Source organism: Streptomyces sp. NBC_00483 (assembly GCF_036013745.1).
In the GTDB taxonomy this organism is placed as follows: domain Bacteria; phylum Actinomycetota; class Actinomycetes; order Streptomycetales; family Streptomycetaceae; genus Streptomyces.
In genome coordinates this window covers 6,531,899-6,548,482 of sequence record NZ_CP107880.1, presented here as the reverse complement: position 1 = coordinate 6,548,482, position 16,584 = coordinate 6,531,899, and the positions used below count along the sequence as shown (strand labels likewise).

Annotated in this window: 19 protein-coding genes; 6 read left to right on the top strand and 13 right to left on the bottom strand. The window is 69.7% G+C overall.

Annotated features, from left to right (window positions below):
• Nucleotides 1-16: 16 nt before the first annotated feature.
• From OHA73_RS29500 to OHA73_RS29490, 3 genes are read right to left on the bottom strand one after another with little or no spacing between them, the layout of a single operon-like run.
• Complete coding sequence (locus OHA73_RS29500) at nucleotides 17-715, bottom strand: SDR family oxidoreductase (protein ID WP_327656545.1); 699 nt, start codon at nucleotides 713-715, stop codon at nucleotides 17-19.
• Between the two features lie 7 nt (nucleotides 716-722).
• Nucleotides 723-1,268, bottom strand: coding sequence for a TIGR00730 family Rossman fold protein (locus tag OHA73_RS29495; RefSeq protein ID WP_266714360.1), 546 nt, complete (start codon nucleotides 1,266-1,268; stop codon nucleotides 723-725).
• A 43-nt stretch (nucleotides 1,269-1,311) separates the two neighbouring features.
• Complete coding sequence (locus OHA73_RS29490) at nucleotides 1,312-1,716, bottom strand: nuclear transport factor 2 family protein (RefSeq protein ID WP_267069155.1); 405 nt, start codon at nucleotides 1,714-1,716, stop codon at nucleotides 1,312-1,314.
• Nucleotides 1,717-1,800: 84 nt separating this feature from the next.
• Here OHA73_RS29490 and OHA73_RS29485 point away from each other — a divergent pair, with 84 nt between their 5' ends.
• Together OHA73_RS29485 and OHA73_RS29480 are read left to right on the top strand one after the other, a co-directional pair.
• On the top strand, nucleotides 1,801-2,130 hold the full coding sequence (locus OHA73_RS29485; protein ID WP_267069156.1) for a DUF427 domain-containing protein: 330 nt from the start codon (nucleotides 1,801-1,803) through the stop codon (nucleotides 2,128-2,130).
• A 59-nt stretch (nucleotides 2,131-2,189) separates the two neighbouring features.
• Complete coding sequence (locus tag OHA73_RS29480) at nucleotides 2,190-2,621, top strand: hypothetical protein (protein WP_267069157.1); 432 nt, start codon at nucleotides 2,190-2,192, stop codon at nucleotides 2,619-2,621.
• Here OHA73_RS29480 and mnmA read toward each other — a convergent pair.
• Nucleotides 2,618-3,769: a tRNA 2-thiouridine(34) synthase MnmA gene (gene mnmA / locus OHA73_RS29475; RefSeq protein WP_266714352.1), complete on the bottom strand. Its 1,152-nt coding sequence runs from the start codon at nucleotides 3,767-3,769 to the stop codon at nucleotides 2,618-2,620. The two genes, OHA73_RS29480 and mnmA, sit on opposite strands and share 4 nt — an antisense overlap.
• Nucleotides 3,770-3,853: 84 nt before the next feature.
• Here mnmA and OHA73_RS29470 point away from each other — a divergent pair, with 84 nt between their 5' ends.
• Nucleotides 3,854-4,549: an N-acetylmuramoyl-L-alanine amidase gene (locus OHA73_RS29470; protein WP_327656544.1), complete on the top strand. Its 696-nt coding sequence runs from the start codon at nucleotides 3,854-3,856 to the stop codon at nucleotides 4,547-4,549.
• Between the two features lie 71 nt (nucleotides 4,550-4,620).
• On the opposite strand, the gene OHA73_RS29465 is transcribed toward OHA73_RS29470, so the two are convergent.
• Nucleotides 4,621-5,790, bottom strand: a complete 1,170-nt coding sequence (locus OHA73_RS29465; protein WP_327656543.1) for a cysteine desulfurase family protein — start codon at nucleotides 5,788-5,790, stop codon at nucleotides 4,621-4,623.
• Between OHA73_RS29465 and OHA73_RS45785 the strand changes: the two genes are divergently transcribed.
• Nucleotides 5,689-6,204, top strand: a complete 516-nt coding sequence (locus OHA73_RS45785; protein ID WP_443063144.1) for a pentapeptide repeat-containing protein — start codon at nucleotides 5,689-5,691, stop codon at nucleotides 6,202-6,204. The genes OHA73_RS29465 and OHA73_RS45785 overlap by 102 nt on opposite strands.
• Before the next feature lie 34 nt (nucleotides 6,205-6,238).
• Here the strand turns inward: OHA73_RS45785 and OHA73_RS29455 are convergent, their stop codons facing one another.
• Entirely contained in the window at nucleotides 6,239-6,400 is a 162-nt protein-coding gene (locus OHA73_RS29455; protein ID WP_266714344.1) for a hypothetical protein, read from the bottom strand.
• A gap of 101 nt (nucleotides 6,401-6,501) precedes the next feature.
• Between OHA73_RS29455 and OHA73_RS29450 the strand changes: the two genes are divergently transcribed.
• Complete coding sequence (locus OHA73_RS29450; RefSeq protein ID WP_266714342.1) at nucleotides 6,502-7,125, top strand: TetR family transcriptional regulator; 624 nt, start codon at nucleotides 6,502-6,504, stop codon at nucleotides 7,123-7,125.
• A gap of 18 nt (nucleotides 7,126-7,143) precedes the next feature.
• The gene (locus OHA73_RS29445) at nucleotides 7,144-7,998 is read left to right on the top strand and encodes an alpha/beta fold hydrolase (protein ID WP_327656542.1); all 855 of its coding nucleotides are present in this window, start codon (nucleotides 7,144-7,146) and stop codon (nucleotides 7,996-7,998) included.
• Nucleotides 7,999-8,018: 20 nt separating this feature from the next.
• On the opposite strand, the gene OHA73_RS29440 is transcribed toward OHA73_RS29445, so the two are convergent.
• The 7 genes from OHA73_RS29440 to OHA73_RS29410 all read right to left on the bottom strand — a co-directional run bounded on the left by OHA73_RS29440 (nucleotide 8,019) and on the right by OHA73_RS29410 (nucleotide 16,475).
• Nucleotides 8,019-8,894 (bottom strand): thioesterase family protein, encoded by an 876-nt coding sequence (locus OHA73_RS29440; protein ID WP_267069164.1) that lies wholly within the window; start codon nucleotides 8,892-8,894, stop codon nucleotides 8,019-8,021.
• A 61-nt stretch (nucleotides 8,895-8,955) separates the two neighbouring features.
• Nucleotides 8,956-9,627, bottom strand: a complete 672-nt coding sequence (locus tag OHA73_RS29435) for a trimeric intracellular cation channel family protein (protein ID WP_266714336.1) — start codon at nucleotides 9,625-9,627, stop codon at nucleotides 8,956-8,958.
• 33 nt (nucleotides 9,628-9,660) lie between these two features.
• Nucleotides 9,661-11,058 (bottom strand): M1 family metallopeptidase, encoded by a 1,398-nt coding sequence (locus OHA73_RS29430; RefSeq protein WP_327656541.1) that lies wholly within the window; start codon nucleotides 11,056-11,058, stop codon nucleotides 9,661-9,663.
• Between the two features lie 177 nt (nucleotides 11,059-11,235).
• Nucleotides 11,236-12,408, bottom strand: coding sequence for an ABC transporter ATP-binding protein (locus tag OHA73_RS29425; RefSeq protein WP_327656540.1), 1,173 nt, complete (start codon nucleotides 12,406-12,408; stop codon nucleotides 11,236-11,238).
• A gap of 50 nt (nucleotides 12,409-12,458) precedes the next feature.
• Entirely contained in the window at nucleotides 12,459-13,556 is a 1,098-nt protein-coding gene (locus tag OHA73_RS29420; RefSeq protein WP_327656539.1) for an ABC transporter ATP-binding protein, read from the bottom strand.
• The gene (locus OHA73_RS29415) at nucleotides 13,553-14,554 is read right to left on the bottom strand and encodes an ABC transporter permease (RefSeq protein WP_327656538.1); all 1,002 of its coding nucleotides are present in this window, start codon (nucleotides 14,552-14,554) and stop codon (nucleotides 13,553-13,555) included. The genes OHA73_RS29420 and OHA73_RS29415 overlap by 4 nt, the downstream gene beginning before the upstream one ends.
• 148 nt (nucleotides 14,555-14,702) lie before the next feature.
• The gene (locus OHA73_RS29410; protein WP_327656537.1) at nucleotides 14,703-16,475 is read right to left on the bottom strand and encodes an ABC transporter substrate-binding protein; all 1,773 of its coding nucleotides are present in this window, start codon (nucleotides 16,473-16,475) and stop codon (nucleotides 14,703-14,705) included.
• Nucleotides 16,476-16,584 lie beyond the last annotated feature (109 nt).

Genomic DNA, 16,584 nt, shown 5'->3' with positions numbered 1-16,584 from the left:
CGAGCGGGCGGCGCCGTCAGCGGCCGGGGCGCACCGTCAGGTCGTTGACCTCGGCGTCGCGCGGCAGGTCGAGGGCCATCACGATCGTCGTGGCCATCGACTCGGGGTCGATCCAGCGGGACTCGTCGTACTCCTTGCCCTCCTGGTGGTGCACCTTGGCCTGCATGGGGCTGGCGGTGCGGCCCGGGTACACGGAGGTGACCCGCACCCCGTTGCCGTGCTCCTCCTGGCGCAGCGAGTCGGCGAGCGCCTTGAGGCCGTGCTTGGAGGCGGCGTACGCGGACCAGTCGGCGTTGGCGTTGAGCCCGGCGCCGGAGTTCACGAAGAGCACGTGCCCCTGGGCGAGGCGGAGTTGGGGCAGGAAGTGGCGGGTCAGCTCGGCCGGGGCGATGAGGTTGACGTTGAGCTGGTGGCGCCACGACTTCGGGGTGAGCTCGCCGACCTTGCCCAGGTCGACGATGCCGGCGATGTGCAGCAGCGAGTCGATGCGGTCGGGCAGCGTCTGGTGCGAGAAGGCCCAGGACAGCTTGTCCGGGTCCGCGAGGTCGCCGACGAGCGTCCGGGCGCCCGGGAATTGTGCGGCGAGCTCCTTGGCGCGGCCCGCGTCGCGCGCGTGGAGGACGATTTCGTCCCCGCGCTCGTGGAGGCGGCGGGCGACGGCGGCGCCGATTCCGGAACCGGCGCCGGTGATCACATGTGTAGCCATGCCCGCCATGCTCGCACTACTCGACGCCGCGCGACTCTTCGAGGTAGGCCAGGGCGCCGACCGGCTCCTCGGCGAAGAACACGAGGTCAGTGAGGGGGATCGGAAGGAAGCCCTCGTCCTCCATGCGCCGGAACTGTTCCTTCAGACCGTCGTAGAAGCCCGCGGAGTTGAGCAGCACGATCGGCTTGTCGGTCTTCCCGTGCTTCTTCAGCTCAAGGATCTCGGTCGCCTCGTCGAGCGTCCCCGTGCCACCCACCATGATCACGACGGCGTCGGACTTCTCCAGGAGCAGCGCCTTGCGCTCCGCGAGGTCCTTGGCGATCACCATCTGGTCGGGCTCGGCCACGACGCGCGCCTTGGCCGCGAGGAAGTCCACGGACACTCCGGTCAGCCGCCCACCGGACTCCGCCACCCCGTCGGCGACGACCTTCATGAGCCCACTCTCCGAACCGCCCCACACGAGCGTGTGCCCACCCTTGCCGAGCAGCTCGGCGAATTCACGGGCGGGCCGGGTGTAGCGCTCGTCGAGATCGGCGGCGGAGAGAAAGACACAGATGTTCATGCCATCTACCGTACGGCCCGCCACTGACAGCCGGGCCGCCACGTCACCGGCCGCCGAGCGGCACCCGGCGCGCGATGATCTTGCGGCGGGCGATCCGCCATCCGTCCGCTCCGCGCACCACGGTGTCCTCGTAGGTCGCGCTGCCAGTGGTGCCGTCCGTATTGATGCCGATGCCCTTGGACAGGGCGTGCACGCGGTCCGCGGCGACTTCGGTCAGGACGACGTTCGTGATGTGGTGGGCGACCGGGTTGCCCGCGCCGAGGGCGAGCGCGGCGTCCTTGATGGCGGCCGGGCCGTGGAGAGGCGGCTGCCCGAAGTCCGAGATGTCGTAGACGACGTCCGGGGTGAAGAGCTCGTCCAGTCGATCCAGTTCGCCGGAGTCGATCAAGTGGCCGTGCAGGGAGAGCAGTTCGGTGATGGCGGTCCGGTCGGTGGGGTCGAGTGCCATGGCGATCCTCTCGTAGGCCTTGATCCTTCCAAGAGTTGCGGTCGCGCCGGGAAGAACCCGCCCGCTGTGAGCGCTGACACACGTATGACTCAAGGACACACGATCACGGTCGAGCAGGGCTCCGAGCACGTGCGGGTCGTCCATGACGGGCAGGTGGTCGCCGAGAGCTCGCGGCCGCTGGTGCTCAAGGAGACCGGTTGTCCGGTGCGGTACTACCTGCCGCCGGAGGACGTACGGACCGAGCTGCTTACGCCCTCGAACACGACTACGCACTGTCCCTTCAAGGGCGACGCCTCCTACTGGTCGCTGCCCGGTGCGCAGGACCTGGTGTGGGCGTATCCGGAGCCGAAGGCCGAGGTGGCCGCCGTCAAGGACCACCTGTGCTTCTACGAGACGCAGGTCGACGCCGCATAACCACGCGCGCGTGGTCGAATGAGGAGGTACGGCAGAGCAAGACGGAGGGTGAGGCGGACATGGCTCACGGAGACGGGCAGCAGGACGTTCCGACGGGCGGGTTCGGCGGTCCCCCGCCGCCGTTCGCGCCGGCGCCTCCGCCGCACCCACCGGCGGCCCCGCCGCCGCCCGCTCATCCGCCGCAGTTCGCGCCCGGTCCCCCGGCCGCGGCCGCCGGTCCCGAGTTCGTGGCCGCCGACAAGCACAACGGCATGGTCGTGGACGCGGACGGGCTGCACTTCGAGCAGGGTCCGCACGCCATCGACCTGCCGTGGACGCACGTGCAGACGGCGCACTTCCAGCCGATGCCGTCCGGGGTGTTCGTGACGGCGGCGATGGTGGACGGCGCCGTCTACACGTGCGCGGTGCAGGCCCGGAAGAAGGCGCAGGTGTCCGAGTGGTGCGGTCAGCTGGGTGCCGTACTGCAGTACTACCTGCAGGGGCGCGGCTAGGCGACCGCCGCGGCCCGCTCCGTAGTGGCGATCGTCGCCGAGCCCACCACGCGCGTGCCGTCGTACAGCACGATCGCCTGGCCCGGGGCGACGCCGCGGACGGCCTCCGTGAAGCGGACCTGGAGTTCGTCGTCCACCAGCTCCGCCGACACCTCGGTCTCGCCGCCGTGCGCGCGCAGCTGCGCCGTGTACGTGCCGGGTCCGGAGGGTGCCGCGCCGCACCAGCGGGGCTTGATGGCGGTGAGGGCGGTCACGTCGAGTGCCTCCACCGGGCCCACCGTCACCGTGTTGTCCACCGGGGAGATGTCCAGGACGTAGCGCGGCTTGCCGTCGGGGGCGGGCCTGCCGATGCGCAGGCCCTTGCGCTGGCCGATCGTGTAGCCGAAGGCGCCTTCGTGGGTGCCGAGCTTGTCGCCCGACTCGTCGACGATGTCGCCCTCCGCCTTGCCGAGCCGGTTCGCGAGGAAGCCCTGGGTGTCGCCGTCGGCGATGAAGCAGATGTCGTGGGAGTCGGGCTTCTTGGCGACCGCCAGGTCGCGGCGCTCCGCCTCCGCGCGGATCTCTTCCTTGGTCGTCTCCGTGTCGCCCAGCGGGAACATCGCGTGGGCGAGCTGCCGGTCGTCCAGGACGCCGAGGACGTAGCTCTGGTCCTTGGCCATGTCGGCGGCGCGGTGCAGCTCGCGGTCGCCGTTCCCGTTGACGATCACCTGCGCGTAGTGGCCCGTGCAGACCGCGTCGAAGCCGAGGGCGAGCGCCTTGTCGAGGAGCGCGGCGAACTTGATCTTTTCGTTGCAGCGCAGGCACGGGTTCGGCGTGCGGCCGGCCTCGTACTCCGCGATGAAGTCCTCCACCACGTCCTCGCGGAAGCGGTCGGCGAGGTCCCAGACGTAGAACGGGATCCCGATGACGTCCGCCGCGCGGCGCGCGTCGCGGGAGTCCTCGATGGTGCAGCAGCCTCGGGCGCCGGTGCGGAACGATTGCGGGTTCGCCGAGAGCGCGAGATGCACGCCGGTCACGTCATGGCCCGCTTCGGCGGCGCGGGCCGCGGCGACGGCGGAGTCCACGCCGCCGGACATGGCGGCCAGGACACGGAGGGGTCGGGCCGCCTTCTCGGGGCCCGCGGAGCGCTGCGGTGTCTGGGAAGTCATAGCACTAACAGGGTAAGGGCCCGTGGGAACCGAATCGCTCGGATATCCGTTGTGGATCTCGTACGGGACTGACGGGGGCGTCATATGGGGAAGCAGGGAGCCGGGTCCGGGAAGGGCCGCGGCGGGGACCATGACCGTGGTGTCAGCCGGCGGACGCTGATCATCGGCGGGGCCGCTTCGGCCGTGGGCGTCGGGCTGCTCGCGCGCGGCGATCTCGCCCGCATGTGGTGGCAGATGCCGGGCGTCGACAAGCCGCGCGAGGCCGGCGCGGTGGACTTCAAGGGCGCGGAGTGGGTGGCCGCGGCGTCGGCGAACTGGCGGCGGGCGGACCGGCCGGACGACTACACGATCGACCGGGTCATCATCCATGTCACCCAGGGCAGCTACCAGGGGACGCTGAAGGTCTTCAAGGATCCGTGGCACGGGGCGGCCGCGCACTATGTGGTCCGGCAGGACGGGCACATCGCGCAGATGATCCGGGAGTTGGACGTCGCGTTCCACGCGGGCAACCGGGACTACAACGAGCGCAGTGTCGGCATCGAGCACGAGGGCTTCGTGGACCGGCCGGCCGATTTCACCGACGCGATGTACGAGTCGTCCGCGCGGCTCACCGCCCGGATCTGCAGGCGCTACGACATACCGGTCGACCGGAAGCACATCATCGGGCACGTCGAGGTGCCGGGCACCGACCACACCGACCCGGGGCCGAACTGGGACTGGGACCGGTACATACGCCTGGTGAAGGCGGCGTACGAGCGGGCCGGTTCCACCAAGGCGTGACAGCGCTGACGTAACAGCGCTGGCGTCACAGCCGGGGCGTCAAGGCATGACAGCCGAGGCGTGACAGCGCCCTACGAGAGCCCCGCCGACCGCGCCCGCTCCACCACCGGCCCGATCGCCGTCGCCACCGCTTCCACATCGGCCTTCGTGGTGGTGTGGCCGAGGGAGAAGCGGAGCGTGCCGCGCGCCAGGTCCGGGTCCGTGCCGGTCGCGAGCAGGACGTGGCTGGGCTGGGCCACGCCCGCGGTGCAGGCCGAGCCCGTGGAGCACTCGATGCCCTGGGCGTCCAGGAGAAGGAGGAGCGAGTCCCCCTCGCAGCCGGGGAAGGTGAAGTGGGCGTTGGCCGGCAGCCGGCCGCCGGGTGCCGGGTCGCCGCCGAGGATCGCCTCGGGAGCGGCCGACCGGACGGCGTCGACCAGGTCGTCCCTGAGCGCGCCGATCTCGCGGGCGAACCACTCGCGCTGCTCGGTCGCGATCCGGCCTGCCGTGGCGAAGGCCGCGATCGCCGGGACATCGAGCGTGCCGGAGCGGACGTGCCGCTCCTGCCCGCCGCCGTGCAGCACGGGGACGGGGGTGTACTCACGACCGAGAAGGAGGGCACCGATGCCGTAGGAACCGCCGACCTTGTGGCCCGACACGGTCATCGCGGCGAGCCCGGAGGCGGCGAAGTCGACCGGGATCTGGCCGTAGGCCTGCACCGCGTCGGCGTGCAGCGGGACCTCGAACTCCCCTGCCACGTCGGCCAGTTCACGCACCGGCTGGATCGTGCCGATCTCGTTGTTGGCCCACATGACCGTGGCGAGCGCGAGGTCGTCGGGGTTCCGCTCGATCGCTTCGCGGAGCGCTTCGGCGTGCACCCGGCCGTGCGCGTCGACCGGCAGGTACTCCACGATCGCGCCCTCGTGCTCGGCGAGCCAGTGCACGGCGTCGAGCACGGCGTGGTGCTCGACAGGGCTGGCGAGGACGCGGGTGCGGGCCGGGTCGGCCGCGCGGCGCGCCCAGTACAGGCCCTTGACGGCGAGGTTGTCGGCCTCGGTGCCGCCGGAGGTGAACACGACCTCGCTGGGCCGGGCACCGAGGGACTCGGCGAGGGTCTCGCGGGACTCCTCGACGGTGCGGCGGGCGCGGCGCCCCGCGGCGTGCAGGGACGAGGCGTTGCCGGTGACGGCAAGCTGGGCGGTCATCACCTCGACCGCCTCCGGGAGCATCGGAGTGGTCGCGGCGTGGTCGAGGTAAGCCATGGTGGGCTCGATTCTACGAGCCCACGTGCGTGCACCCGACGGTCAGCCCGTAATGCTCCAGGACATCGTGCCGTCGGCGGCGATCAGGGCGCCGAGCACGACGAGGTCGGCGACGCCGAGACCGAGCCCGAGGAAGGCGCGGCCGCGCCGCTCGGTGCCGCGCCACAGGGCGACGGACGCGAGGACGATCGAGACGGGGCCGAGGAAGACGTTCATGACGAGCAGCCCGACCAGACCGAGGACGAACGAGGCGACGGCCATGCCGTCGACGTCACGCCGTCCGACGGAGCGGGCCTTCGTCCCCGGCTCCTCGGCGCGCGGCTCTGCGGTGCGCGGTTCCGCGGTACGCGGTTCCGCGGTACGAGGCTCTGTGGTGCGCGATTCTGCGGTGAGTTGCACGGTGATACCCCCTGAGAGCGTGAACTGCTGAACGTGAACTGCTGACGGTTCAGTGCTGGTGCCTGCGGCGCGCGTGGCGCTCGCGGACCGCGAAGACGGCCAGCCAGACGCCGATGACGGCGGCCGCGACGAGCGTGACGGGCAGCGGGGCGTGGGCCACGGTGCCGAGCGCGAAGCCCAGCAGCAGGAGGGCCGCTACGAGGAACAGCATGGAAGCCTCTCGAAAAGTTGGGTTACAACTGTTCACTGACTATTGAGTCTAGCTCGCGACTCGACTTCCCCATCACAGAGAACAGTTGTTAACTGGATGACATGAGTCACACCCTCGGCGCCCGTCAGGCGCAGAAGCAAAAAACCCGACAGGCGCTCCTGGACGCGGCGCTGGAGCTACTGGAGGACCAGAGCCTCAGCAGCCTCGGCCTGCGCGAGGTGACGCGCGCCGTGGGCGTGACCCCGACCGCGTTCTACCGGCACTTCGAGAGCACGGCCGACCTCGGAGTGGCCCTGGTCGAGGAGGCGCTCGGCAGCCTGCACGCGGTGATCCGCGACGCGCTGACGGCGACGTGGGACAGCGACGAACGCATCGCGCGCACCATCGAGTTGATCGCCCGTCACGTGCAGGCGTACCCCGCACACGTCCGCTTCATCGCGCGCGAGCGGCACGGCGGCGTGCAGCGGGTGCGGGAGGCGATCGGCGAGCAGCTCGCACAGTTCGCCGACGAGGTGCGGGAGGCGCTCCGCCACGACCCCGACGCGGCGGGCTGGAGCCAGGAGGACCTGATGATGCTGGCGAACCTGTACGTCGATCACATGCTGGAGACGGCATCGCTGCTGCTCAGCACGGATACCGAGGACTTCGGGCGGGTGGCGCGGCAGGCCGAGCGGCAGCTGCGCCTGGTGAGCATCGGCCGAAAACACTGGCTCGACGTGTCATGACCAACTAGCGTTACGGTCATGACAGCAGCCGACTGGAACCTCGACCGAAGCTTCTCCAGTTCGTCCGGCGAAGTCCGCTGGACCGCTCTCGGACCGGCCGACGCGCCGCCCGTCGTCCTCGTCCACGGCACGCCGTTCTCGTCGTACGTCTGGCGTGAGCCGGCCCGCGCACTCGCGCACCGACACCGCGTCCACGTATGGGACCTGCCCGGCTACGGCGTCTCCGAGATGCGTCAGGACCAGGACCTCTCGCTCGACACCCAGGCCCGCGTCCTGACCGAGCTGCTCGACCACTGGGGCCTCACCGGCGGCCGGGCGGAGCAGCTGCCGACCGTCGTGGGCCACGACTTCGGCGGCTGCATCGCGCTGCGCGCACACCTGGTGCACGGCGCCGCGTACGCGCGCCTCGCCCTGGTCGACCCGGTGGCCGTCCGGCCGTGGGGCTCCCCCACGTACCGGCTGCTCGGTGAACACTCCGACGTGTTCCGGCAGTTGCCGCCCGACCTGCACGAGGCGCTCGTGCACCGCTACATCGCCTCCGGCAGCCACCACGGGCTGCACCCCGAGACGCACGCGCGCGTGGTCGCGCCCTGGCTGACCGAGGCCGGGAAGGACTCCTTCTACCGGCAGATCGAGCAGAACCCCCTGTGGGCCGCCACCGACGACATCCAGGACCGTTACGGGGAGTTGGACCTGCCCGTACTCGTCTGCTGGGGCGCCGAGGACACCTGGATCCCGGTCGCGCGGGCGCACGAGCTGGCCAAGCTGATCCCCGGCGCCGAGCTGCGGATCATCGAGGGCGCCGGGCACCTCGTCCAGGAGGACGCGCCCGCGGAACTCGCCGCCGTACTGGGCGAGTTCCTGCGTTCGTAGGGTTCAGTCGTTCGTAGAGCTCAGCCGAGCCGGACCCTCGCCAGCTGGCGCGACTGGGCCACCAGGCGGTCCTTCGCGTCCCAGATCTCGGCGTCCTCCTCCAGGAAGCCGCCGGCCAGGTTCCGCGTCGTGATCGACACGCGGACGGGCCCCGGGGCCGGGCGGCAGCGCACGTGGACGGTCAGCTCGACCGTCGGCACCCAGCCCTTGAGGCCCATCTCGAAGGCCGTGGGCGGCAGCGCGTCCACCGCGAGCAGCAGCGAGAGCGGGTCCATGTCGCGGCCGTCGGCGAGGCCGAACCAGGCGCGCATCTCGCCCTTGCCGGACGGCGCGCCGAGCGCCCAGCCCAGCGTGGCCGGGTCGAGCTTCAGGTGCAGGCGGTCGGAGATCGCGTTGCTGCCGGGCACGGGCGGCGCGCCCTCGGGTGCGTCGCCCGCCCCGAAGCACTCCTCCAAGGGCGGCATGACGGGCGCCTCGGCGCTCGTGCGCACATCGTCGGGGAGCGCGTCCAGGTCACCGTACGAGGCGATGACCCGGATCCGCTCGACCTCGCTGCCGTCCTCCGCGAACTGGAAGAGGGAGGCCTGTCCCGTGGAGAGGGTGCGGCCGGAGCGGGCCACGTCCGTCCTGATCACGGCGGGGCCCGGCGCGGACGCGGTCAGGTAGTGCGCCGAGATCGTGAACGGGTCGTCGTGCGGCAAGGCGTCCGCGAGGGCGCGGCCGAGCACGGCGAGGAGGTAGCCGCCGTTGAGGGCGTTGATGATCGTCCAGCCCGCGGAGAGGTCGATGTCGTAGACACCGGGTTCGCCCGCGCGCCGGGTGACGGCGGTGTCGCGGTCGAACTCGCTGTCGCCGATGACGGCCGGGCGACTCTGCGTGGATACTGCGTCTGCCATACCCGGAAACGTACAACAGGTAATTACTGAGCGGTAGCTTTCCTCTCGCCCCAGTCCCCGGCTACGGCGTCTCCTCCGTCACATCCACCCCCGCCGACCTGCGGTTCCAGGCGCGCGGGGCCCGCCAGTGGTAGCGCATCGCGAGCAGTCGCAGAACGAAGGCGGTGAGGACCGCGAGGGCGCTGGTGAAGCCGTCCAGGGCGTCGAGGTGGATGCACAGGACGACGATCCCGGCGCCGACCATGGCGGGCACCGCGTACAGATCGCGGTCCCAGCGCACGAGGGACGGCACCTCGTTGGCGATGATGTCGCGCAGCACACCGCCGCCGACCGCGGTGGCGAGGCCGAGCGCGGCGGACGCGGTGAGCCCGAGCCCGTAGTCGTACGCCTTCGTCGTGCCCGTGACGCAGAACAGGCCGAGGCCCGCCGCGTCGAAGACGTTCACCGCCGTCTGGGTGCGCTCGACCTCCGGGTGCAGGAAGAAGACGAGCGCGGCGGCGACCAGCGGCGTGACGAAATAGCCGAGGTCGGTGAACGCGGCCGGCGGCACCGCGCCGATGACCAGGTCACGGAAGACCCCTCCGCCCAGCGCGGTGACCTCGGCGAGCGCGGCGATCCCGAAGACGTCCCAGTTCTTGCGGACGGCCATCAGGGCACCGGAGATCGCGAAGACGAAGATCCCGATGAGGTCGAGCCAATGCTGGACGGAGGGCGTGAACAGTTCCTGGAGCACGCGACATTCTTACTCGCCGCGCCCGTGGGGGCCCTACAGGCTGGGCTTGCCCGTCGTGAACAGCCACGTGTCGAAGAGGTCGTCGAGCTGCTGGCCCGAGACCCGTTCGGCGAGGGCGATGAAGTCGGACGTCTGGGCAGTGTCGTAGCGGTGCAGCTTGGTCCACTGCGGCAGCAGCTTGAAGAACGCCTTGTCGCCGATGCGCTCGCGCAGCACCTGGAGGGTCATCGCGCCGCGCTGGTAGACGGCGGAGGCGAACATCGTGTCGCGCTGCGGGTCGCCGACCTTCACCTGCCAGAAGGAGGAGTCCGCGGGGCGGGAGTTGTAGCCCGCGAGGAAGGAGTCGTGGGCGGAGGCGCCGCCCTTGTGCTCGGTCCACAGCCACTGGGCGTACGTGGCGAAGCCCTCGTTGAGCCAGATGTTCTTCCACTGCTCGACCGAGACGGAGTCGCCGAACCACTGGTGGGCCAGCTCGTGCACGATGGTCGACTCGGAGCGGACGGCGGAGTAGCTGGGCTTGGTCTGCGTCTCCAGCGAGAAGCCGGCCTGCGGCATGTCGTCGACGACCGCGCCCGTCTCCTCGAAGGGGTACGGGCCGAAGACCTGCGACCAGTAGTCGGTGGCCTCGGCGGTCACGGCGTACACGTCGACGTTGTTGCTGTTCGCGAGGACCGGGTCGATGGCTACGTAGATGGGCGTACCGGCGGGGGTGCGGCCGGTCTTGACGTCGAACTTCCCGATGCTGGCGGTCGCGAGATACGTCGCCATGGGCTTCGTCTCGCGCCAGTGGTTGACGGTCTGCTTGCCCTTGTCGGTGTCGTACGTGTCGACGAGGCGGCCGTTCGAGACGCCGGTGAGGCCCTTCGGGGCCTTGATACGGATGTCGTACGTGGCCTTGTCGGACGGGTGGTCGCTGGACGGGAACCAGGTGGAGGCGGCGTTCGGCTCGCAGGCCACGAAGACGCCGTCCGCGGTCTTCATCCAGCCGTAGTCGGATCCGAAGACGATGGGGCCGCTGAGGGGCTCGGGGACTCCGCCGTACGTGACGGTCGTGGTGAAGGTCTTGCCCTTGCCGAGCGAGGTGCGGGGCTTGACCTGTATCTCGTCGCCGCTGCGGGTGAAGTCCGCGCGTCTGCCGTTCACTTCGATCTTGGTGACGGTCAGCTTCTGCAGGTCGAGGTCGAAGGCGGAGAGGTTCTGGGTGGCGCGCGCGGTGAGGGTCGTGCGGCCGTCGAGGCGGTCGGTGTCGGGGTTGTACGCGACGTCGAGCGCGTAGTGCTCGGCGTCGAAGCCGCCGTTGCCGAGCTGTGGGAAGTACGGGTCGCCGATGCCGTCGGAGCCGGGGGTGGGGGCGGGTGCGGCGGCTATCAGGCAGAAGGAGGCGGCGGCGACGGTGAGCGCGGCCAGGCGTGCCGAACGGGAGAGGGCCATGGGGCGTCCCTTCGAGCGGGTTCCGGTGTAACGGACAGCGGAACTCTGCCGCTCGGCGGTGTGCGTGTACATGACCCTTTTGGGCCATGTACACGCCACTAGGGCGGGGTTGGCGCCCCTGGAACGCTCACCCGCACCGGGGTGTACGCCACGGGGCTCTGCCCCGGACCCCGCGCCTCAATCGCCGGCGGGGCTTGAAATACCGTCCTCCGGAGACTCCACCGACTCGACCGACTCGACCGACTCCGGCACCGTGATCACGTCGATCGCCTCCTTTGCCACCTGGAGGAGCTGGGAGTCCTGCGGGGCCTGGTCCGCCGCGTTCTCCGGGTGGTGGCACGCGACCTGGTGGGCCCTGGCCAACGGGATCAGCGGGGGCTCCGTCGTCTTGCAGAGCTCCGTCGCCTTCCAGCACCGCGTGTGGAAGCGGCACCCGGTCGGCGGGTCGATCGGCGAGGGGACGTCGCCGCGCAGCAGGATGCGCTCGCTCTTGGCGCCGCGGCGCTTGGGGTCCGGTACCGGGACGGCCGAGAGCAGCGCCTTCGTGTACGGGTGCATCGGCGTCGAGTACAGGTCGTCGCGGTCCGCCAACTCGACGATCTTGCCGAGGTACATGACCGCGATCCGGTCCGAGACGTGCCGGATGACCGAGAGGTCGTGCGCGATGATCACGTACGTGAGGCCCAGCTCGTCCTGGAGGTCGTCCAGGAGGTTGACCACCTGCGCCTGGATCGACACGTCGAGCGCCGAGACCGGCTCGTCCGCCACCACGAGCTTCGGCCGCAGGGCCAACGCCCGCGCGATGCCGATGCGTTGCCGCTGACCGCCGGAGAACTCGTGCGGATAGCGGTTGTAGTGCTCGGGGTTGAGGCCGACCTTCTCCAGGAGCTCCTGGACCGTCTTTCGCACGCCGCCCTCGGGCTTGACGCCCTGCAACTTGAACGGGGCGCCGACGATCGTGCCGATGTTGTGGCGCGGGTTCAGGGAGGAGTACGGGTCCTGGAAGATCATCTGGACGTCACGGCGCAGCGGGCGCATGCCCCCGGTGCTCAGGTGCGTGATGTCCGTGCCCTCGAACTCGACGCGCCCGCCCGTGGGTTCCAGCAGCCGGGTGATCAGCCGGCCCATGGTGGACTTTCCGCAGCCGGACTCGCCGACGACACCGAGGGTCTCCCCCGCGCGGACGTCGAAGGAGAGCCCGTCGACCGCCTGCACGGCGGCGACCTGCCGCTTGAGCAGGCCCTTGCGGATGGGGAAGTGCTTGACCAGGCCGTCGACCCTGAGCAGCGGCTCGCCGGCCGCGGCGTCCGGAGAGGTCGTCGCCTGCTGGGGAATCGTGGAGGGCGTCATCTCGGTCTCAGTCTCGGTCTCAGGTCCTTTGGATCCTTCGGCGGCGTCCGTCACAGCTTCGGCGCAATCTCTTCGGTCCAGATCCGCTCGCGTTCGTCGGCCGACATGTGGCAGGCCGAGAAGTGGCCGGAGCCGATCTCGCGCAGTTCGGGGCGCTCGGTGCGCGTGATGTTGTCCTTGGGCACGTCCGCGTAGGGGCAGCGCGGGTTGAAGGCGCAGCCGCTCGGCAGGTTGATGAGGCTGGGCGGGGCGCCCTTGACCGGGGTGAGCCGCTCGGTCTGCTCCCGGTCGATGCGCGGCATCGAGCCCAACAGACCCCAGGTGTACGGGTGTTGGGGCGTGGAGAAGACCTGGTCCGCGGTGCCGTGCTCGACGCAGCGGCCGCCGTACATCACCAGGAGCTCGTCGGCCATCTCCGCGACGACCCCGAGGTCGTGCGTGATCATGATGACGGCGGAGCCGAACTCCTTCTGGAGGTCGCGGATCAGGTCGAGGATCTGCGCCTGCACCGTCACGTCGAGCGCGGTGGTCGGCTCGTCGGCGATCAGGAGCTCGGGGTTGTTGACGAGCGCCATCGCGATCATCGCGCGCTGGCGCATACCGCCCGAGAACTCGTGCGGGTAGGAGTCGATCCGCTTGTCCGGCTGCGGGATCCCGACCCGGTCGAGCATCTCGATGGCCCGCTTGCGCGCGGTCTTCTTGTCGACGTCGTGGTGGACCCGGTAGGCCTCCACGATCTGCCGGCCGATCGAGTAGTACGGGTGCAGGGCCGACAGCGGGTCCTGGAAGATCATCGCCATGTCGCGGCCGCGCAGCTTGCGCACGGTGTTCTGGTCGGCGGTGAGCAGCTCGGTGCCGTCCAGCCAGATCTCGCCGCTGATCTGCGCCTTGCGCCGGCCGTACTGGCCGGTGGTGTGCAGGCCCAGGATGCCGAGCGAGGTGACGGACTTGCCGGACCCCGACTCGCCGACGATGCCGAGGGTGCGGCCCTTCTCCAGCTTGAAGGAGAGCCCGTCGACGGACTTGACCAGGCCGTCGTCGGTCGGGAAGTGCACCTTGAGGTCACGGACCTCGAGGAAGGAGCTGGGGGCGCCGGAGGCCGCGGTGGGTTCACCCACCGCCGCTCCGGTCTTGTGCAGTTCGGTCATCCCAGCCTCACTCGCGGGTCGATGACGGCGTACAGAAGGTCCACGACGAGGTTGGCGACGGCGATCGCGAGGGCCGCGATGAGCGTCACGCCGAGGATCACCGGCAGGTCCTTGTTGCTGATGGCCTGGACCGCCGCGAGGCCGAGGCCCGGCAGGTTGAACGTGGACTCGGTGAGCACGGCGCCGCCGAGCAGCACGCCGAGGTCGAGGCCGAAGACGGTGAGGATCGGCGTCATCGCGGAACGCAGCGCGTGCCGGGTGATGACCGAGGACTCACCGAGGCCCTTGGAGCGCGCGGTGCGGATGTAGTCCTCGCCGAGGATCTCCAGCATGGTGGCGCGGGTGAGCCGGGCGTACATCGCGGCGTTGAGGAAGGCGAGCACGATCCACGGCAGGATCAGTGTCTCGATCCAGGTGCCGATCGAGTCCTCGGTGGAGAGCGAGTCGGCGATGTGCACCCAGCCGAGGCTGTGCACGAAGATCCCCATCGCGACCATGCCGGTGAAGAAGACCGGCAGGGAGACGCCGGCGAGGGCGGTGGTCATGGCGGCGCGGTCCCAGATGGTGCCGCGCTTGAGGGCGGAGACGACGCCGGTGGCGACGCCGCCGATCAGCCACAGCACGCAGGCGCCGGCCGCGAGCGCGGCGGTGACGGGGAGCGCGTCCTTGAGGGTGGTCCAGACGGGTTCCTCCGTGCGGAAGGAGTACCCGAAGCAGGGCGCCGCGCAGTGGGTCACGTCACTGCCGTTGGCGTAGTCGCGCCCCATCGGGATGCCCTTGACGAAGTCCCAGAACTGGACGAGCAGAGGGTCGTTGAGCCCCAGTTTGATCCGGATCCCGGCGAGCTGCTCGGCTCCGGACGACTTGCCGGCGAAGAGGACGGCGATGTCCTGACCCGCCCATTTGGGCAGCATGAAGAAGATGGTGAAGGTCGCGAGAAGCACGACGAGCACCATGATGACAACGGCGAACAGGCGCCGGATGAGATAAGCAAGCACTGTGCGCGGCCCGGCGGCGGCCGCCGGCCCCTTGTGGGGGCCCACGACCGTCGCCCGGGGCCATCACCTGCCCTTCGGACTGGCGGGTTTTCGGCGGCGGAGCGGAAGGGGCCGGCAACCGGATCAACTCCGGTCCCCGGCGCGGGTGTTACTTGACGACGCCCAGGGAGGCGTAGTCGTAGCGGCCGCTGTACGCGTCGGCCATCATGGCGTTCGTCAGACGCGAACCACGCCAGGTGATGTTGTTCTCGTAGATGAACGGCATCCAGTCGGCCTGGTCGAGGATCCGCTTGTCGAGGCCCTCGTAGATCTTCCCGGCCTTGTCGGTGTCGGTCTCGGCGATCGCCTTGTCGAAGGCCCCGTCGATCTTCGGGTCGTCGATCTCGGACTCGTTGTAGTTACCGGTCTGCGCGAGGAAGCGGCTGTCCCACAGCGGCTGGCCGAAGCCCTGTCCGGACGGGAAGTCCGGGCCCCAACCGCTCATGATCATGCCGTAGCCGCGCGACTTGACGACCTTCGGGGAACCGGTGACCGAGGCGGACTCGGCGCCGTCGAAGGAGTCGACCTCGACCTTGATGCCGACCTTGGCGAGCTGCTCCTGCAGCGCCTCGGCGGTGTCGACCTCGCCCGGGTTGTTGGTACGGGCGGTGATCTTCGTGGAGAAGCCGCTCGGCTTGCCGCACTCCTTCAGCTCGGACTTGGCCTTGGCCGTGTCCGGCTTGCCCTTGCGGGCGAGGATGCCGTACGGGTCGTAGTCCGTGTGGCCCTTGATGGACTTCGGCAGCGTCGAGTTGGCGATGTCACCACCGGCCAGCTTGCCGCCGCGCACCTGCTGCAGGCCCGCGAAGTCCGTTCCGTAGAACACGGCCTTGCGGCAGTGCACGTTGTCGAACGGCTTGGCCTTGTGCACCAGGGCGACGTAGCGGACGAAGGAGGTCCGCATGTTGTCGACGTTGTCCTTGTGGTCCTGGACGGCGGTGACGCGACCCGACTGGGTCATGCCGGTGCCGTTCATGTCGACGTCGTAGTCGCCTTCCATCAGGCGCTTGTCGTTCTCCTCCAGGTTGGCGGAGATCGTCACGTCGACCTTGTTCGGGAGCGCGGCGCGGACCGGGTCCGAGGACCGCTTCCACTTGTCGTTGCGCACCAGCACGATCTTCTTGTTGGCCTTGTACGACTGGAACTTGTACGGGCCCGAGGAGAACGGCGACTGGGTGTACTTGGCCTTCGTGTCCTTGTCCTGCTTGACCGGCGAGCCGGACGGCATGGCGAGGAACTGCTCGAAGTCACCATTGGGCTTCGGCAGCTTGAAGACGATGGTCTGGTCGTCCGGCGTCTCGATCGACTTCAGGCCGAGCTTGTCCTTGGACGTGTCCTTGTACGGGCCCTTGTACTCGCCCTTGGGGTCCAGGTTCTGCTTCAGGTACTGCGGGCCACCGGTGATGGTGTCCGCCGCCCAGATGCGCTCGATGCCGTACTTGATGTCCTTGGACGTGATCGGCGAGCCGTCCTGCCAGGTGATGCCGTCACGCAGGTTGTACGTGTACGTCTTGCCGTCGTCGGAGATCTTGCCGGGGGCCTTGGCCAGGTCGCCGACGAGCTCGTTGGACGCCTCGCCCGGCTTGGGCGCGTAGGTGACCAGTTGGCGCGTGTAGAACCGCATGAAGTCCCAGGACATGCCGTAGTAGGCGCGCTGCGGGTCGGCGGAGTCGAGGTCCTGCTTGCCGACCATGCGCAGCGTGCCTCCCTTCGCCTTCGAAGGGTTGGCGACCTTGTTGTACGCCGCGTCGTAACCGGCGCCCTTGGACGAGTCCTTGGAGTCGTCGTCGCTGCCACCGCCGCACGCCGTGGTCGACACCAGCGCCGCGACCACGAGGGCGGCGCCGGCGGCAAGCCGTCGTTTCGAGGAACCTGTGGGCATTTTCTCGTAACCTCCGAGATCGCGGTCCCGGACCAAGTGCCGGAGAACCATGGAGTCAAGCCGCCTGACGGTGCTGCAGGGGCAGTTCTGTAAAAGCCGGTTGGACTTG